Origin of the sequence: Streptomyces sp. NPDC007917, from assembly GCF_042959105.1 — a bacterium.
GTDB lineage: Bacteria > Actinomycetota > Actinomycetes > Streptomycetales > Streptomycetaceae > Streptomyces.
The window spans coordinates 705,367-722,077 of sequence record NZ_JBIBKK010000001.1 but is presented as its reverse complement, the minus strand read 5'-3'; the positions used below and the strand labels follow the sequence as shown (position 1 = coordinate 722,077).

Annotated in this window: 14 protein-coding genes; 10 read left to right on the top strand and 4 right to left on the bottom strand. The window is 72.2% G+C overall.

Annotated elements, in window-relative coordinates; translation table 11 throughout:
- Nucleotides 1-12 precede the first annotated feature (12 nt).
- Nucleotides 13-1,011 (bottom strand): TAXI family TRAP transporter solute-binding subunit, encoded by a 999-nt coding sequence (locus ACFZDL_RS03045; RefSeq protein WP_353590846.1) that lies wholly within the window; start codon nucleotides 1,009-1,011, stop codon nucleotides 13-15.
- A 116-nt stretch (nucleotides 1,012-1,127) separates the two neighbouring features.
- Between ACFZDL_RS03045 and miaB the strand changes: the two genes are divergently transcribed.
- From miaB to ACFZDL_RS03030, 3 genes are all read left to right on the top strand, one after another.
- On the top strand, nucleotides 1,128-2,645 hold the full coding sequence (miaB, locus tag ACFZDL_RS03040; protein ID WP_353590847.1) for a tRNA (N6-isopentenyl adenosine(37)-C2)-methylthiotransferase MiaB: 1,518 nt from the start codon (nucleotides 1,128-1,130) through the stop codon (nucleotides 2,643-2,645).
- A 132-nt stretch (nucleotides 2,646-2,777) separates the two neighbouring features.
- Complete coding sequence (locus ACFZDL_RS03035; RefSeq protein WP_353590848.1) at nucleotides 2,778-3,113, top strand: hypothetical protein; 336 nt, start codon at nucleotides 2,778-2,780, stop codon at nucleotides 3,111-3,113.
- Nucleotides 3,114-3,123: 10 nt separating this feature from the next.
- Complete coding sequence (locus tag ACFZDL_RS03030; RefSeq protein ID WP_353590849.1) at nucleotides 3,124-3,846, top strand: class III extradiol dioxygenase subunit B-like domain-containing protein; 723 nt, start codon at nucleotides 3,124-3,126, stop codon at nucleotides 3,844-3,846.
- Nucleotides 3,847-4,047: 201 nt separating this feature from the next.
- On the opposite strand, the gene ACFZDL_RS03025 is transcribed toward ACFZDL_RS03030, so the two are convergent.
- Together ACFZDL_RS03025 and ACFZDL_RS03020 are read right to left on the bottom strand one after the other, a co-directional pair.
- Nucleotides 4,048-4,296 (bottom strand): antitoxin, encoded by a 249-nt coding sequence (locus ACFZDL_RS03025; protein WP_353590850.1) that lies wholly within the window; start codon nucleotides 4,294-4,296, stop codon nucleotides 4,048-4,050.
- 24 nt (nucleotides 4,297-4,320) lie between these two features.
- A complete protein-coding gene (locus ACFZDL_RS03020; protein WP_353590851.1) occupies nucleotides 4,321-4,659 on the bottom strand; it encodes a hypothetical protein in 339 nt (112 codons plus the stop codon).
- 108 nt (nucleotides 4,660-4,767) lie between these two features.
- Here ACFZDL_RS03020 and miaA point away from each other — a divergent pair, with 108 nt between their 5' ends.
- The 6 genes from miaA to hflX all read left to right on the top strand — a co-directional run bounded on the left by miaA (nucleotide 4,768) and on the right by hflX (nucleotide 13,053).
- Nucleotides 4,768-5,706 (top strand): tRNA (adenosine(37)-N6)-dimethylallyltransferase MiaA, encoded by a 939-nt coding sequence (gene miaA, locus ACFZDL_RS03015; protein ID WP_353590852.1) that lies wholly within the window; start codon nucleotides 4,768-4,770, stop codon nucleotides 5,704-5,706.
- Nucleotides 5,707-5,813: 107 nt separating this feature from the next.
- Complete coding sequence (locus ACFZDL_RS03010) at nucleotides 5,814-6,404, top strand: hypothetical protein (RefSeq protein WP_353590853.1); 591 nt, start codon at nucleotides 5,814-5,816, stop codon at nucleotides 6,402-6,404.
- Between the two features lie 95 nt (nucleotides 6,405-6,499).
- Nucleotides 6,500-7,414 carry a diaminopimelate epimerase gene (gene dapF, locus ACFZDL_RS03005; protein WP_353590854.1) on the top strand — a complete coding sequence of 305 codons (915 nt, stop codon included), beginning with the start codon at nucleotides 6,500-6,502 and terminating at the stop codon, nucleotides 7,412-7,414.
- Nucleotides 7,415-7,549: 135 nt separating this feature from the next.
- A complete protein-coding gene (locus ACFZDL_RS03000) occupies nucleotides 7,550-9,739 on the top strand; it encodes an HD domain-containing protein (protein ID WP_353590855.1) in 2,190 nt (729 codons plus the stop codon).
- Between the two features lie 113 nt (nucleotides 9,740-9,852).
- Nucleotides 9,853-11,430, top strand: coding sequence for a M1 family metallopeptidase (locus ACFZDL_RS02995; protein WP_353590856.1), 1,578 nt, complete (start codon nucleotides 9,853-9,855; stop codon nucleotides 11,428-11,430).
- Between the two features lie 117 nt (nucleotides 11,431-11,547).
- A complete protein-coding gene (gene hflX / locus ACFZDL_RS02990; RefSeq protein WP_353590857.1) occupies nucleotides 11,548-13,053 on the top strand; it encodes a GTPase HflX in 1,506 nt (501 codons plus the stop codon).
- A gap of 172 nt (nucleotides 13,054-13,225) precedes the next feature.
- Here the strand turns inward: hflX and ACFZDL_RS02985 are convergent, their stop codons facing one another.
- Nucleotides 13,226-14,452 carry a hypothetical protein gene (locus ACFZDL_RS02985; RefSeq protein ID WP_353590858.1) on the bottom strand — a complete coding sequence of 409 codons (1,227 nt, stop codon included), beginning with the start codon at nucleotides 14,450-14,452 and terminating at the stop codon, nucleotides 13,226-13,228.
- Nucleotides 14,453-14,703: 251 nt separating this feature from the next.
- Here ACFZDL_RS02985 and ACFZDL_RS02980 point away from each other — a divergent pair, with 251 nt between their 5' ends.
- Nucleotides 14,704-16,680 carry an IucA/IucC family protein gene (locus ACFZDL_RS02980; protein WP_391190213.1) on the top strand — a complete coding sequence of 659 codons (1,977 nt, stop codon included), beginning with the start codon at nucleotides 14,704-14,706 and terminating at the stop codon, nucleotides 16,678-16,680.
- Nucleotides 16,681-16,711 lie beyond the last annotated feature (31 nt).

Genomic DNA, 16,711 nt, shown 5'->3' with positions numbered 1-16,711 from the left:
GGGTCGTGGACCTTATGGCTTGACCGAGCGGTAGTAGCGCTCCGCGCCCGTGTGGAGTTCCAGCGGGTCGGTGAAGATCGCGGTGCGCAGGTCCACCTTCTGCGCCGCGTGCACCTTGGAGCCGATGCGGTCCCGGTTCTTGATCACGGTCCGGGTGACGGCCTCCGCGAGCGCGGGGTCCACCCGGTCCGTGGTGACCAGGAGGTTGGGCACCGCGATCGTCTTGACGGCGTCGCGCTGGTGCATGTCCTCGTACGCGTCGGCGGGCACCGACGCCGCCCGGTAGTAGCGGGTCACGCCGCCCTGGCGGTGCAGCGGGCCGATGAGGTCGCCGAGCTGGACCAGCCGGATCGGATAGTCATGGGCCAGGGTGCGCACGGCGGTCGTCGGCAGCCCGCCGGACCAGAAGAACGCGTCCAGCTTCCTGGCCTTCAGCAGGCCCGGCATCCGGTCGATGCCCTCCCGTACGGCCTTGACGTCCTTGCCCATGTCGAGCCCGGCGGCCTTGAGCAGCGACTTGGCGATCAGCTGTACGCCCGAGTCGTCCTCGCCGACGCCGACCCGCAGCCCCTTGAGGTCCCGGGCGGACCGCACCCGGGAGCCCTTGGGCACCACCAGCTGCATGTAGTCGTCGTACAGCCGCGCACAGGCGCGCAGCCGATCGGCGCCCTTCCCGCCCTCCTCGCGGTAGGCGGCGACCGCGTCGGTGGCGGCGATGGCGAACGTGGCGCGGCCCTCGGCGAGCCGCCGGACGTTGTCCGGGGACCCCTTGCTGCGCTGCAGCGTCACATCCAGGTCGGGGAGGTCCCGGGAGAGGTCACGCCGCAGCATCTTGCCGTAGGTTTCGTACACGCCGGTGGGCACGCCGGTCGCGAAGGTGACCGGGCCCCGGGGCGACTCGTCGCCCCCGATCGGCAGCAGCCACCACAGGAGCAGTGCGAGCGCGACGGCTCCGGCGGCGGCGGACTGCAGCGCGCGGCGCCGGCCGAGGCGCGGAAGACGTACGGCCATGAGCAGGATCATGACAGTGTCCCCCGCCCTTTGGGGAGCCGGGGGCCGCCGGGGCCTCACGGGCGGCCTTCATCATTTCGCACGGGGGCCTGATCGCGGCCCCTTACCCTGGATGGGTGAGCAGCAGTGAGGTAGCCGGTTTGAAGACCTACGAGGTGCGCACCTACGGGTGCCAGATGAACGTCCACGACTCCGAGCGGCTTTCCGGCCTCTTGGAGGAGGCCGGCTACGTCCGCGCGCCCGAGGGCGCGGGCGAGGGCGACGAGGCCTTCGCCGACGTCGTCGTGTTCAACACCTGCGCGGTGCGGGAGAACGCCGACAACAGGCTGTACGGCAACCTCGGCCGGCTCGCGCCGATCAAGGCCAGGCGCCCCGGCATGCAGATCGCCGTCGGAGGGTGCCTGGCCCAGAAGGACCGCGACACCATCGTCAAGAAGGCCCCCTGGGTCGACGTGGTCTTCGGCACCCACAACATCGGCAGCCTGCCGGTGCTGCTCGAGCGCGCCCGGATCCAGGAAGAGGCCCAGGTCGAGATCGCCGAATCCCTGGAGGCCTTCCCCTCCACCCTGCCGACGCGGCGCGAGTCGGCGTACGCGGCGTGGGTCTCCATCTCCGTCGGCTGTAACAACACCTGCACCTTCTGTATCGTCCCGGCGCTGCGCGGCAAGGAGAAGGACCGCCGTCCCGGCGACATCCTCGCCGAGGTGGAGACGCTGGTCGCCGAGGGCGTCAGCGAGATCACCCTGCTGGGCCAGAACGTGAACGCGTACGGGTCCGACATCGGCGACCGCGAGGCGTTCAGCAAGCTGCTGCGGGCCTGCGGGAAGGTGGCCGGCCTGGAGCGCGTCCGCTTCACCTCGCCGCACCCCCGCGACTTCACGGACGACGTCATCGCCGCCATGGCCGAGACCGAGAACGTGATGCCCCAGCTGCACATGCCGCTCCAGTCCGGCTCCGACACCGTGCTGAAGGCGATGCGCCGCTCGTACCGGCAGGAGCGCTACCTCGGGATCATCGAGAAGGTGCGCGCCGCCATGCCTGACGCCGCGATCTCGACCGACATCATCGTCGGCTTCCCCGGCGAGACCGACGCCGACTTCGAGCAGACGCTGCACGTGGTGCGCGAGGCGCGGTTCGCGCAGGCGTTCACCTTCCAGTACTCCAAGCGGCCCGGCACGCCCGCCGCCGAGATGGACGGGCAGGTGCCGAAGGCCGTCGTGCAGGAGCGCTACGAGCGGCTGGTCGCCCTCCAGGAGGAGATCTCCTGGGAGGAGAACAAGAAGCAGGTCGGCCGGACCGTGGAGGTGCTGGTCGCCGAGGGCGAGGGCCGCAAGGACGGCGCCACCCAGCGGCTGTCCGGCCGCGCCCCCGACAACCGCCTCGTCCACTTCGCGCGGCCCGAGGAGAGCGTCCGTCCGGGTGATGTCGTCACCGTGGACATCACCTACGCCGCGCCGCACCACCTGCTCGCCGAGGGCCCGGCCAGGGGCGTGCGGCGCACCCGCTCGGGCGACGCGTGGGAGCGGCGCAACGCGGCCGAGGCGAAGAAGCCCGCGGGCGTGATGCTGGGCCTGCCGACCGTCGGCGCCCCGCCGCCGGTGGCCGCGTCCGCCGCGGGGTGCGGCTGCGACTGAGTGACCGCACCGGCTGAGCGACGGCACCAGCTGGGTGACCGCACGACGGACTCGTGACCGCACGACTGACTGTGTGACTGCACGACTGAGCAACCGGGTGACTGGACGCCCGGATCCGACGGGGAGATGGGCGTGACGGGGGACGGCGTGACCGGGGACGGCGTGACGACGTGGTGGGGGCTGCTCGTGGAGGACTACCTCCAGATCGTGGGCCCGGGCGCCAGGAACCACTCGGTCACCCCGCTGGCACACATCAGAGGGACCCGGGAGGAGGCCCTGCAGGCGCTGCGCGAGCGCGCGCTGCGCTACGAGCCGAGGCACCCCGTCAACCCGTACCGGAAGCTGGTGTACCGCGACGGCGATGTCTTCCTGATGGTGCTGGAGGCCGCGACGGGCAACTACTGCTACCGGTTCCGGGTGGCCGAGCTGCTGTGGGACTCGGCGCCCCGGCCCGAGCCCGCCGGATAGGCTGGCGATCATGCTGATCGCCGCCGCTGTCTGCCCCTGCCCACCGCTCCTGGTGCCCGACGTCGCCGCCGGCGCGGCCGGTGAGCTGGACGCGCTGCGCGCGGCGTGTCTGGACGCGGTCGGTGTGCTGGCCGCGGCGCGGCCCGAGCGGCTGATCGTCGTCGGGCCCGCGGAGCGCGACGGGCGGGGCCCGCACCCGCAGGGCACGCCCGGCTCCTTCCAGGGCTTCGGGGTGGACCTGGACGTACGGCTCGGGGGCTGGGGCCAGGCCGCGGCCGAGGCCTCCGAGCGGGCGCTGCCGCCTTCGCTGGCCGTGGCCGCGTGGCTGCTGGAGCGCGCGAGGTGGCAGGCGGCGCCGGTCGAAGGGCTGGGTGTGGGGGAACCTCTGGCGTCCGAGCGGTGTAGAGAAGTTGGAAGGGAGCTGGCGGCGCAGGCCGAGCGGGTCGCGCTGCTGGTGATGGGCGACGGCAGCGCGTGCCGGTCGCTGAAGGCTCCGGGCTATCTCGACGAGCGCGCGGCCGGCTTCGACGCGGACGTGGCGCGGGCGCTGGGCGCGGCGGACGTCGGCGCGCTCGCCGCGCTGGACGAGGAGCTGGCGGCGGAGCTGAAGGCGGCGGGCCGGGCACCGTTGCAGGTGCTTGCGGGCGCGGGCGAGGGGGCCGTGCTGAAGGGGGAGTTGCGGTATGAGGGAGCGCCGTACGGCGTGGGGTATTTCGTCGCGATGTGGTCGTAGCGGCCCGCGATGCGGTCGCAGCGTCTCGCGATGCGGTCGTGGGGCGTCGAGACGCGGTCCTGGCGCCTTTCGACGCGCTCGTGGCGGCCGTGAGGGCGGGCGCGTCTCCGCGGCGGCTGGGCAAGGCGGCGGGCGGCGGGCCGGGAGTGGACATGGGTGCGGCCGCGGAGCGGCTGCTCCGCGGCCGTTCACCGGTGGGGCTCAGGTGCTGGGCCGGCCGTGGCCTTTGGCCTTGCCCTCCTGTGGATGGGAGAAGCGGCCGAGGGCGTTCTTGGCCTTGTCCGCACCGTTCTCGAGCTTGTTGCGGTACTTGCCCTTGGTCTTGCTGTCGACCGTCTTGACGGCCTTGTCCAGGCCTCGCTCGATCTTCTCTTCGTGCTGCCGTGTGAAGTCGACGGCCTTGTCCTTCATGACTCCGGCCTTGGCCTTGAGGTTGTCCAGCACGCTCATGGGCCACCTTCCCTCGGTCAATGACTATCTGCGGGCGCTCTCGCCGGTTTCGCTGTCCGCGCCGCCGGAGGGCTTCCGCACGGTCTTCTGCGCGGCATCCGGCGCCGTCTCCTGTTCAGGATGGTGCACGGCCTCCCGCGCGGCATCGGCCTCCTGCTTGGACTGCTGCTTCGGAATACCGATGCCGTCGCCCGGCGAGGCCTCCGCCTCGCCGTCTTTCGGCGCAGTCTCGTCAGCCCGGCCGGCCGTCGCTCCGGCTGCCGGGGTGTCGCTCTGGGCCTGCTCGGTTGACGCCTCGGGCGGTCGGCTCGCCTCCTTGGAGGCTCGGCGAAACCAATCAAAAACACCCATATGCTTCTCCATACCCTACTCGTGCGGGCGATATCGCGTGCCGCTCAGGCAACGACCCCGGAAGTGCTCCGTCACGTCGCTCGTTCGAGTAGGCCGCCTGGGGTTTGCGAGACTGGTGCGGTGAATACCGCAGGCCCTCCACCCCGCGTCATCGCCGTCGTCGGCCCCACCGCGGCCGGAAAGTCCGATCTCGGCGTCGCCCTCGCCCGCCACCTCGGCGGCGAGGTGATCAACGCCGACTCCATGCAGCTCTACCGGGGCATGGACATCGGCACCGCCAAGCTGACCGAGGAGGAGCGGCAAGGGGTGCCGCACCGGCTGCTGGACATCTGGGATGTCGCCGAGACGGCCAGTGTCGCCGAGTACCAGCGGCTCGCCCGTGCCGAGATCGACCGGCTGCTCGCAGAGGGCCGCACCCCCGTCCTGGTCGGCGGCTCGGGGCTGTACATCCGGGGGGCGATCGACGCCCTCGAGTTCCCCGGCACGGACCCGGCCGTCCGGGCCCGGCTGGAGGCCGAGCTGGCGGAGCTCGGCTCGGGGGTGCTGCACGCCCGGCTCGCCGCCGCCGACCCGGAGGCCGCCCGCGCGATCCTGCCCAGCAACGGCCGGCGGGTGGTCCGGGCGCTGGAGGTCATCGAGATCACCGGCCGCCCCTTCACCGCCAATCTGCCGGGCCATGAGGCCGTCTACGACACCCTGCAGATCGGCGTCGACGTCGAGCGGCCCGAGCTGGACGAGCGGATCGCCCTGCGCGTGGACCGCATGTGGGAGGCAGGGCTCGTGGACGAGGTACGGCGGCTGGAGGGCGTCGGGCTGCGCGCCGGGCGCACCGCCTCCCGCGCGCTCGGCTATCAGCAGGTGCTCTCCGCACTGGCCGGGGAGTACGGGGAGGACCAGGCGCGCGCCGAGACCGTGCGCGCCACCAAACGGTTCGCGCGCCGCCAGGACTCCTGGTTCCGCCGCGACCCGCGCGTCCACTGGCTCAGCGGCGCGGCCGCCCGCCGCGGAGCGCTTCTGCCGGACGCGCTGGCGTTGGTCGACCGAGCGGTCACAGCCTGATCACGTGATGGCATCGGGACGCTCCGTGTGCCATACCGGCCCCCACGGGCATGCCATCATCGAGCTCCGATCGTGCTGTTGTTCAGGAGTTGGGAGGGCGGGTGGCGATGGAGGCCGGCCCTCGCGACGTATCGCGGCAGTCGCCCCACGGCGATCCGGGACCGATCACCTCCGACGGTCCGGACCTCACGTCCGAGGGTCCGGACCTCACGTCCGAGGGTCCGGACCTCACGTCCGAGGGTCCGGACCTCACGTCCGACGGTCCGGATCTCACCTCCGACGGTCCGGACGACGACCCGGTCTCCGGCGAACCCGGCGCCCCGGCCCTCGATGACGGCACCGAGGGCCTGCCCGCCGCGGGCGAGTCCTTCAGCGAGTTGCGCCCGCCCCGTCGGCTGCGGATCTGGCAGATCGCGCCGATCGTGGGCCTCGCCATCCTGGGCTCCCTGATGTTCGCCTTCCCGCTCGCCTTCGAATTCGGCGACGGCGGGGCGGTGGTCGCCATGCTCGGTCTGCTGCTCAGCTGCTGCGCCGCCGGATGGGGTCTGATGGCCGCCCGCCGCGTGGGCTACACCTGGCCCGGACTGCCGCCCAGGGGCTCCGGACGCCGCCCCGACTGGCGGTTCGTCGTGCTGTACGTGGTGGTCGTGGCGCTGCTGGCCGCCCTCACCTTCTGGCGCGTGGCCCGCCTCCGCTGAGCCCCGTCGGCAGCGGAGCCCTGCCGCCGGCCGAGGCCTGTCGGCAGGGGGAGCCTGGTCGGGCGGTTGTCCTGGGCGGCCCGTAGGATCGAGGGATGAGCGACGCGCCCCGCCTGGCCTTCCTCAAGGGCCACGGCACCGAGAACGACTTCGTCATCGTCCCCGACCCCGACGGACGGCTCGAGCTGTCCCCGGCCGCCGTCGTCCGTATCTGCGACCGTCGGGCCGGTGTCGGCGGCGACGGGCTGATCCGCGTCGTACGGTCCTCGGTGCACCCCGAGGCGCGGGGCATGGCCGACGAGGCCGAGTGGTTCATGGACTACCGCAACAGTGACGGCAGCGTGGCCGAGATGTGCGGCAACGGCGTCCGCGTCTTCGCCCGCTATCTGGAGCGGGCCGGGCTCGTCGAGGCAGGCGATCTCGCGGTCGCCACCCGGGCCGGCGTGCGCCGGATCCACATCGCCAAGGACGACCTCGGCGGCGCGGACGCCCCCGGCGGGGCGATCACCGTCGGGATGGGCAAGGCCGCGCTGCCCGAGCCCGGCCCCGACGGCCCGGTCACAGTCACCGTCGGCGAGCACAGCTGGCCCGCCCGCCATGTCGACATGGGCAATCCGCACGCGGTCGCGTTCGTCGACGACCTCGGCCAGGCGGGGCGCCTGCTCGATGCTCCCGCCGTCGCCCCGGGTTCGGCGTATCCGCACGGCACCAACGTCGAGTTCGTGGTCGACCGCGGCCCGCGCCATGTGGCGATGCGGGTGCACGAGCGTGGTTCGGGCGAGACCCGCTCCTGCGGCACCGGTGCCTGCGCGGTGATGGTGGCCACCGCCCGGCGGGACGGCGCCGATCCCGCTGCCGACGGTCACCCCGTCACCTACACCGTCGACGTCCCCGGCGGACGCCTGGTGATCAGCGAGTTCCCGGACGGGACGGTGGAGATGACCGGCCCGGCCGTGATCGTCGCCGAGGGTGAGCTCGACCCCGCCTGGCTGGACACGGTCCTCGCCTGACAGTTCACCCCAATGGGTGATCCATTTCACTCTGGGCGAGAGCCGGTCGGCCGTGCGTGATGGGCTCGGTAGCATCAAGCACCGGCCCGGGGGAGTGCCCACGCCGGTTGACGCTCGACGCCGCCGGAGGTGCCCATGAGCGCAGAGGCCACCGACCATGCCGTTCTCGGCCGCAGGCGCGGCCTCCCGCGCATCGACCTGCGCAATCTCCGCAGGTTCAGCAGGGCCGCCCTGTTGGGCTCGCCTGCCCGCGGGCGCCTGCCGGACGCGATCGAGCATGTGGCCAAGGTGCACCGGGCCCACCACCCCGGAGCCGATCTCGACGTGTTGCGCAAGGCGTATGTGCTCGCCGAGTCCTCGCACCGCGGTCAGATGCGCAAGAGCGGCGAGCCGTACATCACCCATCCGCTCGCCGTCACCCTGATCCTCGCCGAACTGGGCGCCGAGACCACGACCTTGACGGCGTCGCTCCTCCACGACACGGTCGAGGACACGGACGTGACGCTGGATCAGGTGGGCGAGCAGTTCGGCGAGGAGGTCCGCTATCTCGTCGACGGCGTCACCAAGTTGGAGAAGGTCGACTACGGAGCGGCGGCCGAGCCCGAGACCTTCCGCAAGATGCTCGTCGCCACGGGCAACGACGTGCGCGTGATGTCCATCAAGCTCGCCGACCGCCTGCACAACATGCGCACCCTGGGCGTGATGCGCCCCGAGAAACAGGCCCGCATCGCGAAGGTCACCCGCGATGTGCTGATTCCGCTCGCCGAGCGGCTGGGCGTCCAGGCCCTCAAGACCGAGCTGGAGGACCTGGTCTTCGCCATCCTCCACCCCGCGGAGTACGCCCGCACCCGCGAGCTCCTGCTGGAGCACACGCGCCGCCCGGACCCGCTCGCCCGCGCCGCCGAGGACGTACGCGCCGTGCTGCACGAGGCGGGCATCGCCGCCGAAGTCCTCGTCCGGCCCCGGCACTTCGTGTCCGTCCACCGGGTCGGCCTCAAGCGCGGCGAGCTGACCGGCTCCGACCTCGGCCGACTGCTCGTCCTCGTCACGGAGGACGCCGACTGTTACGCGGTCCTCGGCGAGCTGCACACCTGTTTCACCCCGGTCATCTCGGAGTTCAAGGACTTCATCGCGGTCCCCAAGTTCAACCTGTACCAGTCGCTGCACACGGCCGTGGCCGGGCGCGACGGCGAGGTCGCCGAAGTCCTCATCCGCACCCACCAGATGCACCGGGTCGCCGAGGCCGGAGTGATCGCCCTCGGCAATCCGTACGCGACCAACGCTCCGAACGCGCCGGTGGAGGCCGCGGACGCCCCCGACGGCGAGCGCGCCGACCCGACCCGTCCCGGCTGGCTGTCGCGGCTGTTGGCCTGGCAGAGCGCCGCCCCCGACCCCGACACCTTCTGGTCCTCGCTGCGCGCCGAGCTCGCCCAGGACCGGGAGATCACCGTCTTCCGGGCCGACGGCGGCACCCTGGGCCTGCCCGCGGGCGCGAGCTGCGTGGACGCCGCGTACGCCCAGTACGGCGAGGCCGCCCATGACTGCATCGGGGCCAGGGTCAACGGCCGTATCGCGACGCTGAGCACCGTGCTGCGCGACGGCGACACGCTCCAGCTGCTCATGGCGCGCGACACCCGGGACGCCGCGTCCTCAGGGCCCTCGCCCGAGTGGCTGGACCACGCCCGTACGCCCGCCGCGCGCATCGCCATCAGCCGCTGGCTGGCCGCCAATCCGGAGCGCCGGCAGCCCCAGTCGGCCACCGCCCCGGACCCCGCCCCGGCCGGGACCGCCGTGGCCACCGGGACCGCTGGAGCCGCTGCGCCCGGTGAGGCCGGGGCCCGGGCGGCGGTCGCTCCGGGCGTAGCCGCCGATCTGCCCGGCGCGGCCGTGCGGCTGGCGGGCTGCTGCACCCCCGTGCCTCCGGACGCCGTCATCGGCTTCGCGGTGCGCGGCGGGGCCGTCACCGTCCACCGCGAGCAGTGCCCCGCGGTGTCCCGGATGACGGCGGCCGGGCGCGGCACGGTGGGGGTGCGCTGGCTGGACGGGGAGGGCGGCGACGGGGGCGACTACCGTGTGACCCTCCTGGCCGAGGCGTTCAGCAGACCGCACCTGCTGGCCGATCTCACCGAGGCCATCGCCGCCGAAGGGGTGGCCGTCGTCTCGGCCGCCGTCGAGCCGCCCCGCGAGCAGCGCGTCCGCCATACGTACACACTCCAGCTGCCCGACCCCGGCCGGTTGCCGACGCTGATGCGCGCCATGCGCGATGTGCCCGGCGTCTACGACGTGACGCGGGCGGGCCGCAGCATGGCGGCGGCGCGGTCCTGAACCCGGTCGGCGCCTTTCCCGGCCCCTTCGGTCCCTTTGGCGCCGACCCCCGTTCGGGTGGGCTTGGGCCGTGCCGTCGGACGCTTTTGTCCAGGCGTTGATAGCCGTAGGGCATGCTGTCTTCCCCGAGGGGCCGCCCCTCGTCAGCCCGGCGCGCGGGGCGTCGCAGGACCGCCGTCGCGGCCGCCGCGATCACCGCCGCCCTCGTCGTGGTCTGTCCGTCCTCCGCCGCGGGGCGGGTGCCCTCGGCGGAGCCGCCGCCCCCAGTCCCCCGGGGCATCGGCGACCGGCTCTTCCCGTATCTCGGCAACCCCGGCTACGACGTCGCGGCCTATGACATCGCCTTCCGCTACCACAGCAACGACCGGCCGCTGGACGCCGTCACCACCCTCGACGCCCGCGCCACCGCCCCGCTGCGCACCTTCAACCTCGACTTCACGCACGGCTCCGTGCGCTCCGTACGGGTCGACGGCAGGCCCGCCCGGTTCGCCGGCTCGGGGGAGGACCTCGTCATCACTCCGGCCCGGCCCGTCCGGAGCGGCGCCGCCTTCCGGGTCACCATCACCCACACCAGCGACCCGAGCGGCGGCGGGGGCGGCTGGATCCGCACCCAGGACGGGCTCGCGATGGCCAACCAGGCCGACGCCGCCCACCGCGTCTTCCCCTGCAACGACCACCCCTCCGACAAGGCGCGCTTCACCTTCAGCGTCACCGCCCCCGAGCCCCTCACGGTCGTCGCGAACGGGAAGTCGCTGGGGCGCAGCCGCGAGGGGGACAGCCTCACCTGGCGCTACCGCCTCACCCACCCCATGGCCACCGAGCTGGCGCAGATCTCCATCGGCCGTTCGGCCGTCCTGCACCACACCGGCCCCGGTGGGCTGCCGATGCGCGATGTCGTGCCCGCGGCGGACCGCTCGCGCCTGGCCAAGTGGTCGGCGCGCACACCGGGACAGCTGGAGTGGATGGAGAAGAAGGTCGGCCCGTACCCCTTCGAGACGTACGGCGTGCTGATCGCCAAGGCCACGACCGGCTTCGAGCTGGAGACCCAGACGCTGTCCCTCTTCGAGAGCGGACTGTTCACCACCTCGGGGCTGCCGTCGTGGTACATCGAGTCGATCATGGTGCATGAGCTGGCGCACCAGTGGTTCGGCGACAGTGTCAGCCCGCGCCGCTGGTCCGACCTGTGGCTCAACGAGGGCCATGCCACCTGGTACGAGGCGCTGTACGGGGACGAGCGCGGGAAGATGCCGCTCGAGAAGCGGATGCGCCTCGCCTACGGGCAGTCCGACGCCTGGCGCGCCTCCGGGGGCCCGCCCGCCGCACCCCTGCCCTCCGACCCGGACCACCAGATCGGCATCTTCCGCCCGGTCGTCTACGACGGCAGCGCCCTGGTCCTGTACGCGCTGCGGCAGCGGATCGGGCGGGCGGCGTTCGAGCGGCTGGAGCGGCGGTGGGCGCACGAGTACCGCGACGGCGTGGCCTCGACCGCGGACTTCATCCGGCTGGCGTCGCAGGTGGCGGGCCGCGATCTCAACGGATTCCTGCGGCCCTGGCTGTACGGGAGGACGACGCCGAAGATGCCGGGGCACCCCGACTGGAAGCCCGACGCCAGGTCCTCGGGGAGGGCCATGGCCAAGGCTGACGGAAAGGCGGAGCGCCGGGCGCGGAAGTCCGCCGGGAAACCCGGGTGACGGCCCGGCCGCCGCGTGCGACCATCGACAGGTCGGCGCCGCGGCCGGCGGCCGGGAATCCTCCGGGTCCGCCACGCGTTGTCGACGGTGACAGTACTCAACGACGTAAGGATCGATTTGACCCACTCCTCTTCCCTTCCGCAGGACCGGCAGCGCTTCACCTTCGCCGAGAGCCTTCGGGCCGACGCCCTGATGGAAGAGGACGTCGCCTGGAGTCACGAGGTCGACCAGGAGCGTGACGGCGATCAGTACGACCGCTCCGAGCGGGCCGCGCTGCGGCGTGTCGTGGGCCTGTCCACCGAGCTGGAGGACGTCACCGAGGTCGAGTACCGGCAGCTGCGCCTGGAGCGCGTGGTGCTGGTCGGCGTCTGGACCTCCGGCACCGTGCAGGACGCGGAGAACTCCCTGGCGGAGCTGGCCGCGCTCGCGGAGACGGCGGGCGCCCTCGTGCTCGACGGGGTCATCCAGCGGCGCGACAAGCCCGATCCGGCCACGTACATCGGCTCCGGCAAGGCCCAGGAGCTGCGCGACTTGGTGATCGAGTCCGGTGCCGACACCGTCGTGTGCGACGGTGAGCTGAGCCCCGGCCAGCTGATCCACCTGGAGGACGTCGTCAAGGTCAAGGTGGTGGACCGCACCGCCCTGATCCTCGACATCTTCGCCCAGCACGCCAAGTCCCGCGAGGGCAAGGCGCAGGTCTCCCTGGCCCAGATGCAGTACATGCTGCCGAGGCTGCGCGGCTGGGGCCAGTCGCTGTCCCGGCAGATGGGTGGCGGTGGCTCCGGAGCGGCGGGCGGCGGTATGGCCACCCGTGGTCCCGGTGAGACCAAGATCGAGACCGACCGGCGCCGCATCCGCGAGAAGATGGCGAAGATGCGCCGGGAGATCGCGGAGATGAAGACCGGCCGCGACATCAAGCGGCAGGAGCGCAAGCGCCACAAGGTGCCCTCGGTCGCCATCGCCGGATACACGAACGCGGGGAAGTCCTCGCTGCTCAACCGGCTGACCGGCGCTGGCGTGCTGGTGGAGAACGCGCTGTTCGCCACCCTTGACCCGACCGTGCGCCGGGCCGAGACGCCCAGCGGGCGGCTGTACACCCTCGCGGACACGGTCGGCTTTGTGCGGCATCTGCCGCACCATCTGGTCGAGGCGTTCCGCTCCACCATGGAGGAGGTCGGCGATGCCGATCTGATCGTCCATGTCGTGGACGGCTCGCATCCGGTGCCGGAGGAGCAGCTGGCCGCCGTGCGCGAGGTGATCCGTGATGTGGGTGCGGTCGATGTGCCCGAGATCGTGGTGATCAACAAGGCGGATTTGGCGGACCCGCTGGTGCTGCAGCGGTTGCTGCGCCTCGAGAAGAGCGCCATCGCGGTGTCGGCCCGTACGGGGCAGGGCATCGACGAGCTGCTGGGGCTGATCGACAGCGAGCTGCCGCGGCCTCAGGTCGAGATCGAGGCGCTGGTGCCCTACACCCAGGGCAAGCTGGTCGCGCGCACCCATGCCGAGGGCGAGGTGATCTCCGAGGAGCACACCCCGGAGGGCACGCTGCTCAAGGCTCGGGTGCACGAGGAGCTGGCCGCCGAGCTGCGGCGGTATGTGCCCGCCACCTCCGCACAGGGCTAGCCCACACCCCTTCCACGGCGAAGGCCCGCCCCCGGGTTTCCGGGGGCGGGCCTTCGCCGTCTGGTCTCTATCTGTATCCGTATCCGTATCTGTACGAACGTGGCGGCTCTGTATGAAACGTGGCGGCCGGCCGGTGCCGACCGCCACGTCCTTCCGGCTCTGCCGGCCGGTACTACTGGTTGGCGAACTTCTTGCTGACCGCGTTGTAGACGGCCTTCGCCTCAGGGCCGAGGTGCGGACCCGCCAGCCATGTGGCGTTGGACGGGCCGATCGAGGTGTTCGACACCAGCGCCGGCTTGCCGTCCGAGCCGGCTGCGACCCAGCCACCGCCGGAGGAACCAGCGGTCATCGTGCACCCGATGCGGTACATCGTCGGCTGCTTGGCGTCGAGCGAGAGCCTGCCCGGCTTGTCCGCGCACTGGTTCATCTTCTGGCCGTCGAACGGCGGGGCGGCCGGGTATCCCGTGGCCGTGATCTCGCTGATGGACTTCACCGCCGGGGCGTTGAAGTCGACCGGCAGCGCGCCGCCGACCGTCTCCTCGAGCGACTTGCCGCCGCTGGTCTCCGGCTTCACATGCAGCACCGCGAAGTCGTACGGGGCGCCCTTGCCGCCGATGGCCGCGCCGTTGTCGATCCACTGCGAGGAGGTCTGCGCCCAGTCGGCCCACCAGACGCCCTTCGGCGCCAGCTGCTCCTTGGTGGCGTTCTCCAGCTCCTCGACCGACTTGCCGGCGTCGTTGTACGAGGGGACGAACATCAGGTTCTTGTACCAGCCGCCGCCCTTGCCCGCGTGGACGCAGTGGCCCGCCGTCCACACCAGGTTGGACTTGCCCGGGTGCGCCGGGTCCTGCACGACGGTGGCGGAGCAGACCATCGAGCCCTCGGGGCCGTCGAAGAAGACCTTGCCCGCCTCGGGGACGTTGGCGCTGTAGGGGCTCGCGACCTCCTTGGCCTTGACCGGCTGGGGGTCGGGGTCGGTGACGCCCTGGTCGCCCGAGATGTCGTTGTCGTCGACCGGGGTGTCGGGCTCCTGGGCCTCCTTCATCCGGTCCGGCTTCCACAGGTCCTTGATGATCGGGTTGATGAAGTCGCCGGCCTCACGCAGCCAGTCGTCCTTGTCCCACTTGTTCCAGGCGCCGTTCTTCCACTTGTCCAGGTCGACCCCGAGCTCCTTCAACTTGTCGTTGAGGTTGTCGGGAAGGGTGATGTCCCCCGCGCTCTGCGACGACGAGGCAGACGGCTCGGACCCCGCGTTGTCGTCCGAGGGGCCGCACGCCGTGGCGGTCAGCGCCAGCACCGAGGCGATCGCCGCGGCGGCCAGCACGGAGGAGTTGCTGCGGGCGCGCAGCGCCCTCCACCTGGACCCTGGGCGCGAGGCTGGCTGGCGATTGGATGGCATGGGCGGAACTCCCCCTGATGTTCTGGGCTGCTCTGAGTGCTGCTGTGAAATTGTCATGCACCGCCCCGATGAGGGGACGGCCCCCACTATGCCGGTGCCGCCTACGACGGCCGCAGCCGGGTCCTTGGTTCCCGGCCGCACGGATCTTCCGCTTGCCCGTGATCCCGCGCCCCGCGCGTCGTTGGTACGTGCGGGGGACAGCCGAAAGGCGTTCAGCAGCAGGAGGACCGACAGCCGTGCCCGCACCCGATATGCCGCACTCCCCCGGGGAACACCACCCACACCCCCTCCCGCCGGCACCGCAGACCGCTGCCGTGACGACCCGGACCGACCCCCAGGAGCGCGAGAGGATCCATGGCGAGGGAGCCGCCGAGGCGGCGGCCGTCCCGCGGCAGGGCCGCCGCGCGGACGGCGCCCACGACGGAACACGTGACACCGCCCTGGACGATGACCTGGACCACCCCGACCCCTGGGTCGCGGCGGACGCCTGCGCCATCGAGAACCTGCTGCGCTGCTGGGTACGAGAGTGCGGTGCGGCACCCCCCGCCGCCGGCACCCTGCGCATCCCGCTCCCCGCGGCGGGCACCGCCTTGTTGGTGCCCGTGCGCCACTGGTCGGCCACCGGATGGCACCGCTTCGGCCAGCCCGCATTCGACGGCGGCGCCCCGGACGCGCCCGCCCTCGACGCGGTCACCGTCGCGGCCCTCCTCGGCCGGGAGGCGGCCTATGGCCCCGAACGGCCCAGCTCCCCGGCACGGGTCACCGAACTCGTCGGCCGCGTCGCGGACTCCGTGCGGCACACCGCCCAATTCCTGTCCTCCCGCCGGGCCACGCCCGCCGACCCCGCTGCACACACCCCCTTTCTGACCGCCGAACAGTCCCTTCTTCTGGGACACCCCCTCCATCCCACTCCCAAGAGCCGCGAGGGGATCTCCGACGCCGAATCGCCCGTCTTCTCACCGGAGTCGCGCGGCTCCTTCCCCCTGCACTGGATCGCCGTCGACCGGTCCGTTCTGGCCCGCGACTCGGCCTGGACCGAACGCGGCCGGACCGTGCCCGCCGAACGGCTCGCCCTCTCGCTCGCGGGCCCGGACCTCGAACGGCCGCCCGGCACCGTCCCCTTGCCACTGCACCCCTGGCAGGCCCGGGAGATCCGGTACCGCCCGGAGGTCACCGCGCTGTTCGACGCGGGGCTGCTGCATGACCTGGGACCGGCCGGAGAGCCCTGGCACCCCACCTCCTCCCTCCGCACCGTCTACCGGACCGGCGCACCCACGATGCTCAAGCTGTCGCTCGCCCTGCGGATCACCAACTCCCGCCGGGAGAACCTCCGCAAGGAGCTGTGGCGCGGCGTCGAGGTGCACCGGCTCCTGCGCAGCGGCCTTTCCGGGCAGTGGCGGGCGGCCTGCCCGGGGCGCCCCGGCTTCGACATCGTCCGCGACCCCGCCTGGCTCGCGGTCGACAGCACCGACGGCACCCCGCTCAGCGGACTCGACGTCGTCATCCGGCACAACCCGTTCGGGCCGGGCGACGAGGCCGTATGCCTGACGGGCCTCACCGCCCTCCGCCCCTGGCCGGACCGCAGGACGATGTGCTCACGGCTCGCCCGGATCGTCGCCCGGCTCGCCACCCGCACCGGCCACCGGCCGGCGACGATCAGCACCGAGTGGTTCCTGCGCTATCTGCACACCGTCGTACGGCCCGTGCTCTGGCTGGACGGCGAGGCCGGCATCGCCCTGGAAGCACACCAGCAGAACACCTTGGTACTCCTCGACCCCGACGGCTGGCCGGCCGGCGGCCGCTACCGCGACAACCAGGGGTACTACTTCCGTGAGTCCCGGCGCACCGAACTCCAGCGGCGGCTCCCCGAAGTCGGCACCCACAGCGACACCTTCGTCTCCGACGAGGTCGCCGACGAACGGCTCGCCTACTACCTCGGTGTCAACAACGTCCTCGGTCTGATCGGAGCGTTCGGCTCCCAACGGCTCGCTGACGAGCGCCTTCTGCTGGCCGCGTTCCGCCGCTTCCTCGCCGAGGCCGCGTCCGGCCCCGCGAAGACCCGCTCCACACTCCCCGCCAGGCTCCTGGAGACGCCCACCCTGCGCTGCAAGGCCAACCTGCTCACCCGGCTGCGCGGCCTGGACGAACTCGTGGGACCGGTGGACACCCAGTCCGTCTATGTCACCATCGCCAACCCCCTTTTCCGCTCGGTGACATCCATGGCGTGACTCCCCGGCATGACATCCATGGCGTGAGGCC

Excerpts from the sequence above, each read along its gene's own strand:
- ACFZDL_RS03045 (WP_353590846.1), bottom strand. The coding sequence starts at position 1,011 with ATGGCCGTACGTCTTCCGCGCCTCGGCCGGCGCCGCGCGCTGCAGTCC.
- ACFZDL_RS03030 (WP_353590849.1), top strand. The coding sequence starts at position 3,124 with ATGCTGATCGCCGCCGCTGTCTGCCCCTGCCCACCGCTCCTGGTGCCC.
- ACFZDL_RS03025 (WP_353590850.1), bottom strand. The coding sequence starts at position 4,296 with ATGAGCGTGCTGGACAACCTCAAGGCCAAGGCCGGAGTCATGAAGGAC.
- ACFZDL_RS03020 (WP_353590851.1), bottom strand. The coding sequence starts at position 4,659 with ATGGAGAAGCATATGGGTGTTTTTGATTGGTTTCGCCGAGCCTCCAAG.
- ACFZDL_RS03010 (WP_353590853.1), top strand. The coding sequence starts at position 5,814 with ATGGAGGCCGGCCCTCGCGACGTATCGCGGCAGTCGCCCCACGGCGAT.
- dapF (WP_353590854.1), top strand. The coding sequence starts at position 6,500 with ATGAGCGACGCGCCCCGCCTGGCCTTCCTCAAGGGCCACGGCACCGAG.
- ACFZDL_RS03000 (WP_353590855.1), top strand. The coding sequence starts at position 7,550 with ATGAGCGCAGAGGCCACCGACCATGCCGTTCTCGGCCGCAGGCGCGGC.
- ACFZDL_RS02995 (WP_353590856.1), top strand. The coding sequence starts at position 9,853 with ATGCTGTCTTCCCCGAGGGGCCGCCCCTCGTCAGCCCGGCGCGCGGGG.
- ACFZDL_RS02985 (WP_353590858.1), bottom strand. The coding sequence starts at position 14,452 with ATGCCATCCAATCGCCAGCCAGCCTCGCGCCCAGGGTCCAGGTGGAGG.
- ACFZDL_RS02980 (WP_391190213.1), top strand. The coding sequence starts at position 14,704 with ATGCCGCACTCCCCCGGGGAACACCACCCACACCCCCTCCCGCCGGCA.